The organism is Thermosynechococcus sp. HN-54 (genome assembly GCF_023650955.1).
Lineage (GTDB): Bacteria > Cyanobacteriota > Cyanobacteriia > Thermosynechococcales > Thermosynechococcaceae > Thermosynechococcus.
This window is the reverse complement of the sequence record NZ_CP098039.1, coordinates 2,373,872-2,389,100: the sequence shown is the minus strand read 5'-3', so window position 1 is coordinate 2,389,100 and position 15,229 is coordinate 2,373,872. Positions and strand designations below refer to the sequence as shown.

The window sequence follows — 15,229 nt, the reverse complement described above, 5'->3', positions numbered from 1 at the left end:
CCTGAGCGATCGCGGTGACCACGATGACTTCCCTCCCAAAGGTCGGGTTGGTTTGCAAACGGACAGTGGCGTTTTCAGCCTAGAGGTTCTGATTGAAGACATTGATGCGCCACCAGCGGATATTTTCTGCTTCAAAGCGGCCATCCAAATCCACTCGTACTGAGAAGTCAAACCAAGCAGCCGGCGGAATTTCCATCCCCCACAGGCGATCGCTCCCCAGAACAACGCTAATCAGGCACTGCAAAAAGCCGCCATGACTAATACACCAAACGCAGTCCTCATCGCTGTGGCGTCGGAGTTGTTTCCAAGCCTGTTTTGCCCGCTGCCAAGCCATGGCCATTGACTCTGCTTCGGGGACTGGAATCAGGTAGTCACTTTCTTCTAGCTCTTCACAAAGCTCGGGATGTTGCGCCTGTGCCTGCGCCCATGTCAGTCCTGTGAAAATCCCCTGATCAATTTCAATCAACTCCGCTAGCTCTTGAATCTTTAAGTCGGGACAGGGATTGATGAGCGTAGCCGTATCGTGGCAGCGTTGCAGTGGACTTGTGTAAATGGCATTCGGCGGCGGGAGTTTTTCTCGCAGGGCAAGGGCTTGTTGCCGTCCCCGTTCTGTGAGGGGCACATCTTGCCGTCCTAACATGACACCTGAGGCATTACCCACAGCCTCACCGTGGCGGATCAAAATTAAGCGCATTGTGTAGCTCTCTCCTAGGGCGGCAATTGGCAAGTGCAACCCCTGATCGCTAAAATTATCGTACTGTGTGGCTGCACTCTATCCTCAGCCTCAAATTTATTCATATTTCTTGACTGCGTACCTGTGCCTGTAACACTCTCTGCTCCCCCCATCCGTCCTGCTTGGCATGGCCTGATTCACGCCTACGGCGACTTTTTGCCCGTGAGCGATCGCACTCCGGTGGTCACGCTCTATGAAGGCAATACACCACTGATTCCCGTGCCTCAAATTGCTGCACGGATTGGCCGCAATGTCTCGGTTTATGTCAAGTACGATGGCCTCAACCCGACGGGGAGCTTCAAAGATCGCGGCATGACGATGGCCATTTCCAAGGCGAAGGAAGCGGGAGCCGAAGCCGTGATCTGTGCCAGCACAGGCAATACCTCAGCCGCTGCTGCCGCCTATGCCCGACGAGCTGGACTGCGCGCCTATGTCTTGGTGCCCGAAGGTTATGTTGCCCAAGGGAAACTCGCCCAAGCCCTCCTCTACGGCGCCGAAGTCATTGCCATTGAGGGCAACTTTGATAAAGCCCTAGAGATTGTGCGCCTAATGGCGGAAACCTACCCCGTGACGCTGGTCAATTCCGTCAATCCCTATCGGTTGGAAGGACAGAAAACAGCCGCCTTTGAGGTGGTGGATAGCTTGGGTAATGCCCCCGATTGGCTGTGTATCCCCATGGGTAATGCGGGAAACATTACTGCCTATTGGATGGGCTTTTGCCAGTATCGTGAGCAAAATCGTTGCGATCGCCTACCACGCATGATGGGCTTTCAAGCAGCGGGTTCTGCTCCCCTTGTCAAGGGTGAGGTTGTCACGCATCCGGAAACGATTGCGACGGCCATTCGTATTGGCAATCCTGCCAACTGGCAACGGGCGATCGCCGTCAAAGAAGCCAGCCAAGGTGCCTTTAATGCCGTTACCGATGAGGAAATTCTCAACGCCTACTGTCTGCTGGCCTCTGAGGAAGGTATCTTCTGCGAACCGGCTAGTGCGGCTTCTGTGGCGGGCCTCTTGAGATTGGCCGATCAGGTGCCCAGTGGTGCCACGGTGGTTTGTGTGCTGACGGGCAATGGTCTCAAGGATCCAGAAACGGCGCTCAAGCAGGAGAGCGATCGCTTCCACCGCCACATCGAACCCACTGAGCAAACTGTGGCCAAGGTAATGGGCTTTTAGAAGCCGCGCTCCGCTCGCATCAGGTGGCGACTCGCCTTCAAGAGTTGTACTGCCGCTCGATTGGTGGCTAAGTTGGCAACATTGGCGGTGGTGGGTGCCGGTGCTGTCAAGCTGGCAGGTTGGGCTAACTGCTGAGCACGGCTAAACAGATCGCGCACGGTGGGGTTGCCCCCACGAAAGTAGGCCATTTCTGCTTCAGTGCGGGTCAACTCACGACTCACTTCAAAAGGCGCATCAAAGTAACTGCGGGAGAGATCCGCTTGACCCATGCGAGCCTCACCGAGGTTGCGAGCGGCTTCATAAATACGGGTGGCGGCTTTGGCAGTTTCCTTCGCTTGGAAATAGTTGCCGCTTTGCTGAAGTTGCTGGGCTGAGGCCAGTAGGCGATCGCCCAAGCTCAAGAGACTGGCATCTACCCCACTCATGGACTTTGCCCGCATCCCCTCATATTGCGCCTTGGCGAGGTCTCGAAACGTACTCCGCGCCTCCTGTTCCACAGAGCTAGGTGAAGGAGAGCCGGGACGGGCCATTGCCGCTGGCACGATCGCCAGCGGTAGGAGAATCGCTGCAACAGTGGTTGCCAAAAGAGGTTGCCATCGTAGAGTCATATCCTATCCTCCAATTCAACTTGAGTAAGCAGATCTGGCGCTTGGAGCAGTGGTCTGTGCCAGATATAGGTTGAGAATATCAAGTGAAAGTGACGTAAAAGTGACAGCCGATCCTAAGGAGCAAGGGGCAATCTGACGGTAAAGGTAGAACCTTGATTCTCTTGGCTGTGAACTGTGATGCTGCCCCGGTGGAGATGGACGATTTGGCGCACAATCGCTAGTCCTAGCCCTGAACCGCTAATGCCCTGTTGCCGCACCCGCTCGTCACGATAGAAATAATCAAAAATATGGGGCAGAGCCGCCTCACTAATTCCCATGCCTGTATCGCTGACGTGAATCACTGCTGAGCTTCCCTGCGATTCTAACTGAAGAGTAATCGTGCCTCCCTTGGGCGTATAGCGATCGGCATTGGTGAGCAAATTGAGCACTACTTGCTTGAGCATCTCGCGATCGCCCTGAATGAGTAGAGGAACCGATGGCACTTCGAGATGAAAGGGATGACTGGCTGTGCTTGTTTCCTGCCATTCTTGGGCGACTTGCTCGAGAAAGGGCACTAAATCAAAGGATGTGGCAAAGTCTGGGGGAGACACCCCCTCATAGCGAGCCAGAAAGAGCAAATCATTCACCAGTTGTCCCATGGCCCTCGCCAGTGCGGCCACTTTTTCTAGCCGGGGTAAGGATTGCTCAGGGGCTTGTCGAGCCAGCAGGAGTCCCACTTGGGCATGGCTGAGAATCGCTGCAATGGGTGCTCGCAGTTCGTGGGAAGCATTGGCGGTAAATCGAGCCAAGCGATCGCAGGCGGCCTCAAGACGCTGTCCTCGCAGATCCACTTCCTGATAGAGTTGGCGAAACCAATGAATCGCTAAGCCACTACTGCCCAACCCCACCACCACGGCCAATAGGAGCACAACGGTATTGATCTGCCGCAGCGCCTCTAAATGTTGTTGGCGATCGGCCAAAAGGCGATCTTCTTCGCTCATGAAGGCGTTAATGGCAGCACGGGAACGATCCATTGCCTGTTTTGCTTGCTCCAATTGCCGATAAAAGTAGAGTCGTTGCTCCGTCTCTGCCAGAGAAAGGTTGGGGGCGTCCTCCAGTTGCTGTGCTAACAAGTGAAAGGTCTCTTCTACTAAGGATTTGAGGTGCCGAAAGTGATCTAACTGGTGTGGGTTATCGCTGATCAGTACCTCTAAATTCTCAAGGGTTAAGGGCAATTGGGCGGCGGCAGTGTAGTAAGGCTCAAGAAAGCCCACCTGTTGCGTGAGATGATAGCCGCGCACACCTGTTTCAGCATCAATGAGGTGATTCAATAGCTCCCGTCCCTCAAGCTGCACCCGTTGCGTATGGCGCACCCAGCCTTCGTAGTCCGCAATGCTAGCACTGAGCCAAATCAACACCCCCACAGTACTCAAGAGACAGCACACAGGTAGGGCAATGATGACAATGCCCCGCTGGGTGGGGGGCAGTCGCTGCCATGCTTGAACCTTTAGACATAATCCCTTCAGCATCGCTTTAGGAACTGGCTTGTAGGCGGTAGCCCATGCCGTAGATGGTCTCTAGCCAGTCAGCACACCCCAGCTCCCCTAGGCGCAGGCGCAAGCGGCGAATTTGGGTACTGACGGCGTTACTTTCTGGTTGGTTGTCCCACTCCCAAAGGTTCAGTTCCAGTTGTTCGCGACTAATCACTTGCCCCGGATGGCGCAGAAAAAACTCCAAAAACTGGTATTCCCGTGTGGAGAGCACGATCGCGCGATCGCCCCGTTGGAGTGTCATTGAGGGCAAATCTAAGACTAAATTTTGCAGATGTAATTGATCGCCTAGCCATTGGGGCGATCGCCGGCCAAGGGCACGCACCCGTGCCAACAGTTCCATCACATCGACTGGCTTGATCAAATAATCATCGGCACCGGCATCTAGCCCCATTACTTTGTCGGCAGTGGTATCCTTGGCGGTGAGCAGCAAAATTGGCGTGCTCTTTCCCAGTTGGCGGTACTGGGTACAGAGTTCGAGGCCACTGACTTGCGGTAACATCCAGTCCAAGATCAGCAGGTCATAGGTTTTTTCCTGCATCAGCCATTGGGCTGTTTCTCCCTCCTGAACCGCATCCACCAGATGCCCCACGTGAGAAAGGGCAACACTCAGTGGCTCTAATTGCTCTGGATCATCTTCCACGAATAAGATACGCATGGAACCAACCGTACCTCAGTCGCTTCAAGAAAAAAGAAAATTACTCCAATAACTTCAGTTCTTGGCCTTTGTTGAATAGCCGCAACACCAGTTTCTCTAACTCCACCCACACAAATACCAGCGTGCTAAAGCCGATGCACACCGCTAGCTCAGTACTAGAAAGCAAATAGGTGCCAAAGAACCGCCGCAGGGGTGCCGCATAAATTAGAAGCAGTTGCAAGATTGTTGTTAGGATGACCGATCCCCAAACATAGAGGTTGGAGCTGAGATTCATTTCAATGGTCAGCCGACTACTGGAGCGGGCGGCAAGGGCATGACCCATTTGCGCTAAGCAGAGGGTTGTAAAGACCATCGTTGTCCAACGGCGCGGATCGAGACCCTCCTCTAAGTGCTCGGCGGTGTAGCCATAGGCCCATACCATCAGGGCAATGCCAGTCATGGCCAAGATCAAGCCCACACGGATCATATAGGAACCGAGGCCGCGGCCAAAAATGCTTTCATTGGGTTGAATCGGCGGGCGCTTCATCACATCTGGGTCGCCGGGTTCCACAGCAAGTGCTAGGGCTGGTAAGCCGTCAGTGACTAGGTTCATCCACAGGATTTGTAGCGGAGTCAGGGGCACGCCTCCTAGTCCCAGCAAGGGTGAACAGGCGATCGTAATCACTTCACCGATATTGGAGCCAAGAATGTATTTAATAAAGCGACGAATGTTGCTATAAATGACGCGCCCTTCCTCGGTGGCAGCAACGATGGTGGCAAAGTTATCATCCAAAAGCACCATATCGCTGGCTTCTTTGGTGACATCGGTGCCTGTGATTCCCATGGCCACGCCAATATCTGCTTGTTTGAGGGCCGGGGCATCATTGACGCCATCACCGGTCATGGCCACAATTTCACCGTGGCGTTGCAAGGATTTCACAATCCGCAGTTTGTGCTCTGGGGACACCCGTGCATAGACATTCACGGTTAGCGTCGCTGCATCCAATTCTTCGCGGCTTAGTTTTTCGATGTCTTGACCTGTAAGGGCGCGATCGCCCCACTGACAAATGCCAATTTGACTGGCGATCGCCTGTGCAGTCAGTTGATGATCTCCCGTAATCATAATCGGGCGAATCCCCGCAGTGCGACAAGTGGCGACGGCCTCCAGCACCTCCGGGCGGGGTGGATCAAGAATGCCCACTAGCCCCAACCAGATTAACTCCCGCTCACTAGTATCCACACTCTCGGCTGGTGGCAGCTCTGACCAGTAGCGATGGGCAATGCCCAAGACCCGCAGACCCTGAGCGGCAAAGCGATCGTTTGCAGCCAGAATCGCTTGGCGATCCTCCAGCGTCAGGGGTTGAATCTCCTGCCCCACTTGGCGCCATTGACAGCATTCCAAGGTCAGTTCCGGTGATCCCTTGGTCACCATCCAGTAGGGTTCCCGTAGTGGAATGTCAGGAATGGACTCGCTGCGGTAGAACGTACTCATCCGCTTGCGATCGGCATCAAAGGGAAACTCCGCCACCCGCTCAGCCTTTTCCTGCAATGCTTTGAGGTCAATCCCGCCTTTAGCGGCCAAGGGCAAGAGGGAGCCTTCTGTTGGATCCCCCAGAATCACCCACTCTGCTGCGTGTTGTTTGAGAAGGGCATCATTGCACAGCGCGCCTGCCAAAAGGAGCAGTTGCCGTTCGTACAGGGCTGAGGGGTCATTGGTATTCGCGTCGTAAAATTCCCCCCTCGGTTCATAGCCAGTGCCGCTCACCTTGGCCTGATAGGAGGTGGTAGCCACTGCCTGCACCACCATTTTGTTTTGGGTGAGGGTACCTGTTTTATCCGAGCAAATGGTCGTAACACTCCCAAGGGTCTCCACTGCCGGCAGCCGACGAATCAGGGCATGGCGTTTCACCATCCGTTGCGTTCCCAATGCAAGGGTGACGGTAATCACGGCGGGCAAGCCTTCGGGCACCACTGCTACGGCCATACTGAGAGCAACTTCAATCAGATGCCCCAACAGGGAAGGATCATAAAGACCACCGGCAATGACCACAATGCCCACAAGCACTAAGGCAATCGCGACTAGGTGATTTCCCAGTTCGGTCATCCGTTTTTGCAGAGGAGTGGGTTCTTGCTCAACCCCTTGGAGAGCAACAGCTATTTTTCCGAGTTCCGTATCCATGCCGATTGCTGTCACCACCGCCACGCCTCGGCCTTGGTTGACCTCTGTCCCCGCAAACACCAGATTGACGCGATCGCCTACTTCTGTATCATTTGGCAAAATTTTCTCGGCATTTTTACTGGCCGCTTCGGCTTCACCCGTGAGTGCCGCTTCGCGGATTTGCAGATTGACCGCTTCTAGAAGGCGACCATCGGCTGCCACTTTGACCCCTGCTTCTAAAAAGAAAATGTCGCCAACCACCAGTTCCGGGGAATCAATTTCCATGACTTTCCCCTCGCGCAGGACGCGCACCTTGGGCGCCGCCATGCTTTTTAGGGCAGCGAGGGCTTCTTCCGCACGGGCTTCTTGAACGTAGCCTAAAATGGCATTCAGAATCACCACCAGCAGGATGGCAATGGCGTCCTTGGGAAAAGGAACTGAATTCTCGCCAATTGCCTCAAGGATGTCCAACGTACCTGAGACAAAGGCCACCACCAGCAGCATGATCAGCATCACATTGCGAAACTGATCGATGAAAATTTGCCAGCGGGGTCGGCGGCCATTGTCAATCAGTTCATTGCGACCATACGTTGCCTGTCGCCGTTGGACGTCGGTAAGGCTCAGCCCTTGTTGGCGATCGCTACCAAGGCGGTCAATGACTTCATCAGCACTGAGAGCGTGCCACAGGAATTCAGGCTCAATGTTGGCGGGGGTCATGGCAGGTGAGGAAATGAACTGTTTTTATCCTTTCTTTATCTTCGTCTATTTTGCTGGAACCATACCAAACCGCTGCCAATAGTCCTCATAGCGCGCCATCAGCGTCAGAGGTGGCTCAGGCTGTGTCCAAAACTCTACGAGGGTGTGTCCCGTTGCCCAAGTATCTTGATCTAAAGGGCTACGACGTTGTAGCAGCAAGGGTGCCAAGGTTTTCAGATCAAAGGGGCGCGTTGGTACCTCTATGCGATCGCTGGCATTTTGCAACAGCGTGTAGAGTTCATAGGCCAGTTGCAATTTACAAAGAATCACCGGCAGGTGTTCTAGGGGCAGTTGTTCAGCGAGGAGCCATGCGGCGGCGGGAGACCCCGTGAGCATTGTCGAAAGAAACTGGAGTACTGGTCGCTTGAGCAAATCGGTAATACCCTGACTGGTGGTGATGCGGTGGCAATAGGTGTCAATGAGCCGGGCAGCAGTTTGGAGCCGGGTCTGGCGATCGCTCAACCAGCGAGCCATGCGGATCTGCTTGGCGGGGGCAATGAACTTCACAAGGGTTTCACTCAGGGCATCGAGTCCCCAAGCGGCTCGTCCTTCCGTGGCATTGACAATGGGCAGAAGATGGGGCGTATAGACCGCCAACTGTTCTTGACGATAGGCCACGGCCTCGCGAATACTCACTTCTTTGGGACGGGTGCCCCGTTGCCAATCATAGGGGGGCTGCCATTCCCGCAGGGGGCGTAGGCGATCCACTTGGGTCACCGCAACCACAATCGGCAAGTCCCTCACCTGTTGGCGAATCAGTTCCAGAGCGGTAAGGTCGGGGGCAAGGGCCGGATCGAGGGCAGGAGTGAGCAACAGCACCAGATCCATGCGCGGCAGTAATTCCCGCAGGCGAGCTTGAATATCAGCACCGCGAATATCCTCGTAGCCGGGGGTATCCCAGAGCGTTAAATCCTCTTGCCAACGGTAGTGCTGGATGTCGTTGGTGTTGGGCAGAGGGGAAACCGCGGTGGTGGGTGCTGCAAATAAACTATTGATCAGGCTGCTTTTGCCTGCGCCAGTGCGACCCACCAGAACAACGTTAACTGGCTCCGTTTCGGCACGGGCAAGGGGCAGACTCTGCTCTAAAATGTCCTGTAATGTCCCTGTATCTGTGTGCGAGGTGGGAGTGGGCAATTCCAGTTGGGTGAGGCTACCGCTATAGAGGGCGATCGCCCGCAGTCCCAAGGCCTTGAGCACCTGCTCCCGCAGCGTCAATCCCAAGTTAGCAATCAGGGCTTGATTCGCCTTCTGCTGCTGCTCTTGAGTAAACGTTTTGGCGATCGCCACACTGGGATTGAGGAGCCACTGTGCCCAGTTCCAAGCGGTAAAGCCCCAGCGGGCAACGGGAGCCACCTGCCGCGAGAGTTCATAGGCGCGCACTGCCTGCCCCACGGTCACCCGCGACAAAATCGGGTTGAGGGTTTCGAGCCAGCGATCCACATCATCAATCGTGTCCCGCAGCAGGCGATAGGCTTGGGGCACATAGATTTGCAACAGTGGACGTTGGGCATTGGGATAATAGACCTTGGCAATCTCACTGACGAGGGTTTGTGCCCGCTGCCAAAAGAGCGGCCAATTTTCCCAAGGGGGTGGGTCTTGGCGGCTCTGCTCAAGGGTGTGTTGGAGAATCTTGAGGGCGCGTTGATCCGTTTCTGAATCACTGCTCCTCGGCAGATCAAAGGGACGGGGGTCAATCTCTGTCGGCTGACCCTTGAGCCAATGGGCAACTCCCCACCGCCACAGCAGCAGAATCACCACGACTACTGCCCAGACCCAACTCAGTCCCCAATTATGAATTTGGATTGAGGCGGCGGTGAGGATAAAGGTGGCGATCGCCCCTAGGGGTAGGACAAAAAGAATCCACTGCCACCCAGAGAGTCCCATGGACTAGGTGGTCACCAGTGACTCAAAAGCAATGCGCTGGGCGTGCCCCCAAAAGGCCTCAAGGTTATAGTATTGACGTTCCTTGGGCAACTGCACGTGGACAATGACATCGCCGTAGTCCATCAGCACCCACGAACATTCCGCTTGGCCTTCAATATGTTGGGGTTGGCGTTGGCAATGTTCGAGAGCCGCCTCCTCAATTCCTTGGTAAATGGCGCGCACTTGGGTTTTTGAGAGTCCCGTAATGATCACAAAGTAATCGGTTAAGTAGGACACGCCACTTACATCCAAAAGGCAGATATCCACGCCCTTGCGATCGTCGGCGGCATAGGCTGCGGTCCATGCTAGTTTAAGGCTAGGGTCAGTAATTGCGGCCACCCGTTGCATCTGTTGAATAGTCAGGCTGCTCTCTCCTAAACGCACTCCTTTATCCTTTGATTTTACCTATTGGTTTAGGGAGGCGCAGGACAAATTTGTTACAAAACCTTACAAGCGTTGTCCCCCACTGGCTGTGGTATCCCCGCAACGGACAATGGTACACTGCTACCGCTAGACTCCTCCAGCAATTAGCCAACTATCAAGAGCAACTCCAACAGCAGCAGCCCACTCTCCTCGTATTGGCAGAACCCGATCCCCTCTCCTTTCTCAGTGGTTTTCTCGCAGCGCTCTCCACAGGGACGCCCCTATTGCTGGCCAATCCCCAATGGCAGTCCCAAGAGTGGCAGCAGGTGGCAGCAATCCTACCCCAGAATTTTATGGCTTGGGGAACGGTGCCCCCCCTCGACCCCCAAGGCTCTGGAGAACCATTGCCCCAGGGCTGGATTCTGATTCCCACTGGCGGCACTCAAGGGCGGTTGCGTTGGGCGATTCACACAGTGGCGACCCTTCAGGCGGCAGTAATGGGGCTGCAAAGCCATTTACAACAAGGGGCGATTCACTGTCTCAGTATTTTGCCCTTGTACCATGTCAGTGGCCTGATGCCCGTGGTGCGATCGCTCTGGACAGGTGGACAACTCTATCTCGGTACCCATCTACGGGACTTACGGCAAACAGCACCTCCTGCCAGTGTAGATCTGTGGTTATCGCTGGTGCCGCGGCAACTGCAACAGGTGCTCACAGACCCCCTACCGTGGCTAGCCGATTTAAGGGGCATTTTTGTTGGCGGTGGCCCCACTTGGTCGCAACTGTTAGAGCAAGCAGCAGCCGAGAAGCTCCCCCTGTGTTTGAGTTATGGCATGACAGAAACCGCAGGCATGATCTGTGCCCAACGGCGCGGTGAATTTTTGGCGGGCGATCGCTCCTGTGGTCAAGTCTTACCCCATGCCCAGATGGATTTAACCGCTACGGGCGAGATTCAGATCCAAGCGGCCTCCCTTGCCCTTGGCTATTACCCTCAGTTATTCCATGAAACGATATTCCAAACGGACGATCGCGCTCAATGGCGGGGCGATCGCCTCTACATTTTGGGACGCAGCAGCCGCAAAATCATCAGTGGCGGCGAGAATATCTACCCCGAAGAACTCGAAGCCTTACTACTGAACAGTGGCCTTGTTCAAGACATCTATGTTTACGGTGCCCTCCACCCCCTTTGGGGCGAACAAGTCGTTGCCCTCTATGTGGGAGACTCCTCCCCTGAGGAACTCAGCCGATGGCTCAAACAGCAGTGCAGCGCCTACAAATGCCCTAAGCAATGGATTTCTGTGCCCCAAATTCCCCGTACCCCCCAAGGAAAAGTGCGATTGTCTTCAATCAAAGAGGCGCTTTGAGGTTTTCCTGAGAGTAATTGGCTGTAACTAGCTGACAAAATACGCAAAAATCAACATTTCTAGCCTTACCTAACCACCCTGCCCCAAGAGCTACAGAATTCAACTCATCAAACCTCTCCCCGCGCATGGGCAGCATTTATTAAAGCGAATCGTATCTCCAGAGGAAACTACAGAAACTTAGTGGGAGATGACCAACATTTAGCTAAGTGGCACTCACGCTTTCGCCTTGCTAAGAGTTTTCAAGGATTAAATCTCGGTGATAGCTACGGGCAAGAGACCACACAAATCTATTCATCCCTTAGCCGGGTATTTTTTGCCTACACAGCTTTTGAAGTCTATTGCGCAGCGTTTGGATTGAAAGCAAGTCATGAATCACAAATTGACTTATTACTGGATAGGATCGAGCAGCAGCAAGTCATCAGCAAGATCAGAGAAATCAACCCTAAGAACAAGCTAATTGACTATCTGCTATCCTAATCAAAACTTCAGAGCTGCGACAGCAGTTAGATGGTTGCAAAAGGGTCAACAAATCAATGTAACTTATATTGCCAAAAATATACGCCATGTCTTTGCCCATGGCAAAATTGCAGCCCATTCTTCGGAATTGTCATGTCGAAAAATCGACATTTGTAAGCTTGTTTGCAAATTCCTTTTGGAGACAATGGACAACGACTTTGAAAAGCGAGTCACTCAGGCTGTAATCGCTCTTACTGATGAAACACCTTAACTCGAATTCAAGCTTTCATCGAGTTGAAGGGCTATTGCCTAGCACAAAGTCAGCGGCAGCAAAAATAAATGGGCAGGAATCCCCTATAAAATAGGCATAATCTCCTGCCCAAGAAGCTTGAGGCTAGCCAACTACAGAAGCAGTGCTACGGCGTCGCCGAATACCTGTCGTAGCAGTGGGGGTAACGTCAATCGGTTGCAGGAGCAATAGCACGGACGCATTGCCCTGAAGTTCACGGCGCACCAGTCGTACCAGTTCGCGCTCAAGGTGAGCTTTGACCCCTGGCCAATCTATATCGCCATTGCGGGCATATTCACTCCAGCGATCGCTCAAGGCCGTTTCAACGGTGGCATGCACCCAAGCCTGCCAGGCCTGTGCCTCAATAGCGGTGACCACACCTCGCAGGTGAACTTCAGGAGTCGCTTTGAGTGTCCCATCACTGCCCACCGCCACTGCCACGGTGATAATCCCTTCCTCAGCCAGTTGTTGCCGCTCTTGCAGCACATGGGCCTTGACAATACCCCCGCGATCCAGTAGCTCAATGCCAGCAGGCACCTTATCTACAACACGAATCGAGTCACGGGTGAGTTCTACAACATCGCCATTGTCAATAATCACCATATTCTCAGGGGGAATGCCCATGCTCTGCGCTGTTTGGGCGTGTTTTACCAACATGCGGTGCTCGCCATGCACGGGTAAAAAGAACTTGGGCTTCGTCAACGCCAGCATCAGTTTTTGATCCTCTTGGCAGGCATGGCCAGAGACGTGGATGCCCTGTTCGCGGCCATAGATGACTTTTGCTCCCTGCATCATCAGGCGATCAATCATGTTCACCACCGCAATCGTGTTCCCCGGAATGGGGTGGGCAGAGAGGATGACAGTATCCCCTAGGCGGATTTTAATTTTGTTGTGTTCTCCCTTGGCAATCCGCGTCAGGGCAGACAGGGGTTCTCCTTGGGAGCCAGTGGTTAGGTACATCACCTGATGATCCGGGTACTTGTGCATCATGTGCAGCGGCACAAAGAGATCATCGGGGCAGCGAATGTAGCCCAACTGCCGTGCATGGGCAATGACATTGAGCATCGAGCGACCCAAGACGGAGACGACGCGGCCGTATTTTTGAGCCAGTTCCAAGGCCATGCTCAGACGATGGACTGAGGAGGCAAACGTGGTAAAGATAATTCGCCCCTCCGCTTGGCTAAAAGCCCGATCTAAGTTGGGGAAGACCGATCGCTCTGAGGGGGTGTAGCCAAGCACTTCCGAGTTGGTGGAATCGCTAATCAGGCAAAGAACGCCCTTTTCACCATGTTCCGCTAGCCGCTGAATGTCAAAGCACTCACCATCCACGGGTGTAAAGTCAAACTTGAAATCCCCCGTGTGGATAATCACGCCAATGGGGGTATGAATCGCCACTGAGAAGCTATCGGCAATGGAGTGGGTATTGCGAATATACTCCACAAGGAAGTTTTTGCCCAAGCGCACCATCTCCCGAGGCTGCACCGTGCGGATTTCCGTGCGATCGGCAACACCGGCCTCTTCAAGTTTGCCTTGGAGCAACGCCATAGCAAGGCGAGGGCCATAGATGACGGGAATATCAAACTGCTTGAGATGAAAGGCAATGCCACCAATGTGATCCTCGTGGCCGTGGGTGACAATCATCCCCTTGATTTTCTCGCGGTTTTGCCGCAGGTACGTCATATCGGGCAGGACGATATTGACCCCATGCATGCCATCGGTGGGAAAGGCCAGCCCCGCATCCAGCAAAATAATTTCATCTTGAAATTCAAAAACGCAGGTGTTCTTGCCAATTTCGTGCAGCCCACCGAGGGGAATAATTTTTAGGGCAGCAGTTGCAGCGGATTGACTCATAGGTCTCCTTACGATGAAACGAGCAAAACAAAGTGCAGCTTGGGAAATGCCCAGCGTTGTCTTAAGACTTCAGTAGGCCAAGGTGATCTAAAACAGGCTTCAATTGGCTAATCACAGCGTCACTCGCAGACGTGAGGGGCAGTCGGGGTTCACCCACCGCCCAACCTTGGAGACGGAGGGCAGCTTTAATTGGAATCGGATTCGTCGTCACAAATAAAACCTTGAACAGTGGCAGCAGTTGACAATGAATAGCAGTGGCTGTGGCCGTCTCTCCTTGGACAAAGGCTTGGATCATCTCTTGAATGCGCGAGCCAACAAGGTGACTGGCCACACTGACTACACCATAACCACCAACGGCCAGTAATGGCAACGTTAGGGAATCATCGCCGGAGTAAATGCGAAAGGTCGGCGGTAGGGCAGCACGTAGGTCACTGGCTTGATCAAGGCTGCCGCTGGCCTCTTTGATGGCAATAATGTTGGGGTATTCAGCAAGACGGATGACGGTTTCAGGGAGCAGGTTTTGCCCCGTGCGGCCGGGGATATTGTAAAGCATCAGCGGAAAGTCAGGAACGGCCTTGGCGATCGCCTGAAAATGGGCGTAGAGTCCTTCTTGAGGGGGTTTGTTGTAGTAGGGGACAACCAAAAGGGCACCATCGAGTCCCAATTCTGCGGCTTTGGCAGTGGCATGAATGGCTTCACGGGTGGAGTTGGAACCCGTACCGGCAATCACCTTGGCTTTGCCTGCAACAGCCTGCTGTACGGTTTGAAAGAGTTGGAATTCTTCTTCCCAAGTTAGGGTGGGCGATTCGCCGGTGGTGCCACAAACCACAATGCCATCGGAGCCATTGGCCACAAGGTACTGTGCTAAATCCGCCGCTACCTCGTAGGCGATCGCGCCATCGGCTGTAAATGGCGTAATCATGGCGGTAATCACACGTCCAAAGTCAGTCACAGTCCACCCTCAGCCAAGTCCCGTTGTAGTTGCCGAATGGTGACCGCGCGGCTATACACCCGCCGGCGATCGCCCAAGGTTTCTAGAATAATGGCGCCGCGTCGCCAGCTTTGGGGCGATCGGTAAATCGTTAAATTAGCATTGGTCTCAACAGCTTGATAGGCATTCTCCTTGAGCCATGCCTGTAATTGGGGAACCTGAGGGAGTGCGACAGCAAGAACTTTCGTGTGATTCAAATAGGCGGCGATCGCCCCCACTACCCCGCCTATAACTAACCCCCAACGATAGGGCAGGGGAGACAACAGACTCCAATGGCAAATTTGGCTCAAACTCAAGGCAGTGATGGCGGTGACACAGGCAAAGTAGTAAATGAAGACCACCTTTACATCTAAGCCTTCGATGGCGGGGGGGTCGGCAGTTGTCGGAGGGTTGGGCAT

The 15,229-nt window shown here is 54.0% G+C and carries 13 protein-coding genes; 3 read left to right on the top strand and 10 right to left on the bottom strand.

The annotated features are described in order from the left end of the window. Positions 1-79 precede the first annotated feature (79 nt). The gene (locus NBE99_RS11710; protein ID WP_250682233.1) at positions 80-694 is read right to left on the bottom strand and encodes a histidine phosphatase family protein; all 615 of its coding nucleotides are present in this window, start codon (positions 692-694) and stop codon (positions 80-82) included. A gap of 123 nt (positions 695-817) precedes the next feature. Here NBE99_RS11710 and thrC point away from each other — a divergent pair, with 123 nt between their 5' ends. Further along, a complete protein-coding gene (gene thrC, locus NBE99_RS11705) occupies positions 818-1,906 on the top strand; it encodes a threonine synthase (RefSeq protein WP_250682232.1) in 1,089 nt (362 codons plus the stop codon). On the opposite strand, the gene NBE99_RS11700 is transcribed toward thrC, so the two are convergent. From NBE99_RS11700 to rsfS, 6 genes are all read right to left on the bottom strand, one after another. Beyond that, a complete protein-coding gene (locus tag NBE99_RS11700; protein ID WP_250682231.1) occupies positions 1,903-2,514 on the bottom strand; it encodes a hypothetical protein in 612 nt (203 codons plus the stop codon). The genes thrC and NBE99_RS11700 overlap by 4 nt on opposite strands. A gap of 113 nt (positions 2,515-2,627) precedes the next feature. Further along, a complete protein-coding gene (locus NBE99_RS11695) occupies positions 2,628-4,022 on the bottom strand; it encodes a cell wall metabolism sensor histidine kinase WalK (protein ID WP_250682230.1) in 1,395 nt (464 codons plus the stop codon). 4 nt (positions 4,023-4,026) lie between these two features. Next, positions 4,027-4,701, bottom strand: coding sequence for a two-component system response regulator RppA (gene rppA / locus NBE99_RS11690; RefSeq protein WP_250682229.1), 675 nt, complete (start codon positions 4,699-4,701; stop codon positions 4,027-4,029). Positions 4,702-4,741: 40 nt separating this feature from the next. Continuing rightward, a complete protein-coding gene (locus NBE99_RS11685) occupies positions 4,742-7,555 on the bottom strand; it encodes a cation-translocating P-type ATPase (RefSeq protein WP_250682228.1) in 2,814 nt (937 codons plus the stop codon). Positions 7,556-7,600: 45 nt separating this feature from the next. Next, positions 7,601-9,478, bottom strand: a complete 1,878-nt coding sequence (locus tag NBE99_RS11680) for a GTPase family protein (RefSeq protein ID WP_250682227.1) — start codon at positions 9,476-9,478, stop codon at positions 7,601-7,603. Positions 9,479-9,481: 3 nt separating this feature from the next. Then, positions 9,482-9,901 carry a ribosome silencing factor gene (gene rsfS / locus NBE99_RS11675; protein ID WP_250682226.1) on the bottom strand — a complete coding sequence of 140 codons (420 nt, stop codon included), beginning with the start codon at positions 9,899-9,901 and terminating at the stop codon, positions 9,482-9,484. A gap of 50 nt (positions 9,902-9,951) precedes the next feature. Here rsfS and NBE99_RS11670 point away from each other — a divergent pair, with 50 nt between their 5' ends. Together NBE99_RS11670 and NBE99_RS11665 are read left to right on the top strand one after the other, a co-directional pair. Next, the gene (locus NBE99_RS11670; RefSeq protein WP_250682225.1) at positions 9,952-11,244 is read left to right on the top strand and encodes an AMP-binding protein; all 1,293 of its coding nucleotides are present in this window, start codon (positions 9,952-9,954) and stop codon (positions 11,242-11,244) included. Between the two features lie 180 nt (positions 11,245-11,424). Further along, complete coding sequence (locus tag NBE99_RS11665; protein WP_250682224.1) at positions 11,425-11,721, top strand: hypothetical protein; 297 nt, start codon at positions 11,425-11,427, stop codon at positions 11,719-11,721. Positions 11,722-12,094: 373 nt separating this feature from the next. On the opposite strand, the gene NBE99_RS11660 is transcribed toward NBE99_RS11665, so the two are convergent. The 3 genes from NBE99_RS11660 to NBE99_RS11650 form a co-directional block, all read right to left on the bottom strand. Next, positions 12,095-13,840 (bottom strand): ribonuclease J, encoded by a 1,746-nt coding sequence (locus NBE99_RS11660; protein WP_250682223.1) that lies wholly within the window; start codon positions 13,838-13,840, stop codon positions 12,095-12,097. Positions 13,841-13,901: 61 nt separating this feature from the next. Beyond that, positions 13,902-14,792 (bottom strand): 4-hydroxy-tetrahydrodipicolinate synthase, encoded by an 891-nt coding sequence (dapA, locus tag NBE99_RS11655; RefSeq protein ID WP_250682222.1) that lies wholly within the window; start codon positions 14,790-14,792, stop codon positions 13,902-13,904. Further along, positions 14,789-15,229, bottom strand: coding sequence for a hypothetical protein (locus NBE99_RS11650; protein WP_250682221.1), 441 nt, complete (start codon positions 15,227-15,229; stop codon positions 14,789-14,791). The genes dapA and NBE99_RS11650 overlap by 4 nt, the downstream gene beginning before the upstream one ends.

What these genes read in the sequence shown, in the direction of transcription:
- NBE99_RS11695 (WP_250682230.1), bottom strand. Translation starts at nt 4,022, where the DNA reads ATGCTGAAGGGATTATGTCTAAAGGTTCAAGCATGGCAGCGACTGCCC.
- NBE99_RS11650 (WP_250682221.1), bottom strand. Translation starts at nt 15,229, where the DNA reads ATGCCCAACCCTCCGACAACTGCCGACCCCCCCGCCATCGAAGGCTTA.
- NBE99_RS11700 (WP_250682231.1), bottom strand. Translation starts at nt 2,514, where the DNA reads ATGACTCTACGATGGCAACCTCTTTTGGCAACCACTGTTGCAGCGATT.
- NBE99_RS11660 (WP_250682223.1), bottom strand. Translation starts at nt 13,840, where the DNA reads ATGAGTCAATCCGCTGCAACTGCTGCCCTAAAAATTATTCCCCTCGGT.
- NBE99_RS11710 (WP_250682233.1), bottom strand. Translation starts at nt 694, where the DNA reads ATGCGCTTAATTTTGATCCGCCACGGTGAGGCTGTGGGTAATGCCTCA.
- rppA (WP_250682229.1), bottom strand. Translation starts at nt 4,701, where the DNA reads ATGCGTATCTTATTCGTGGAAGATGATCCAGAGCAATTAGAGCCACTG.
- NBE99_RS11680 (WP_250682227.1), bottom strand. Translation starts at nt 9,478, where the DNA reads ATGGGACTCTCTGGGTGGCAGTGGATTCTTTTTGTCCTACCCCTAGGG.
- NBE99_RS11685 (WP_250682228.1), bottom strand. Translation starts at nt 7,555, where the DNA reads ATGACCCCCGCCAACATTGAGCCTGAATTCCTGTGGCACGCTCTCAGT.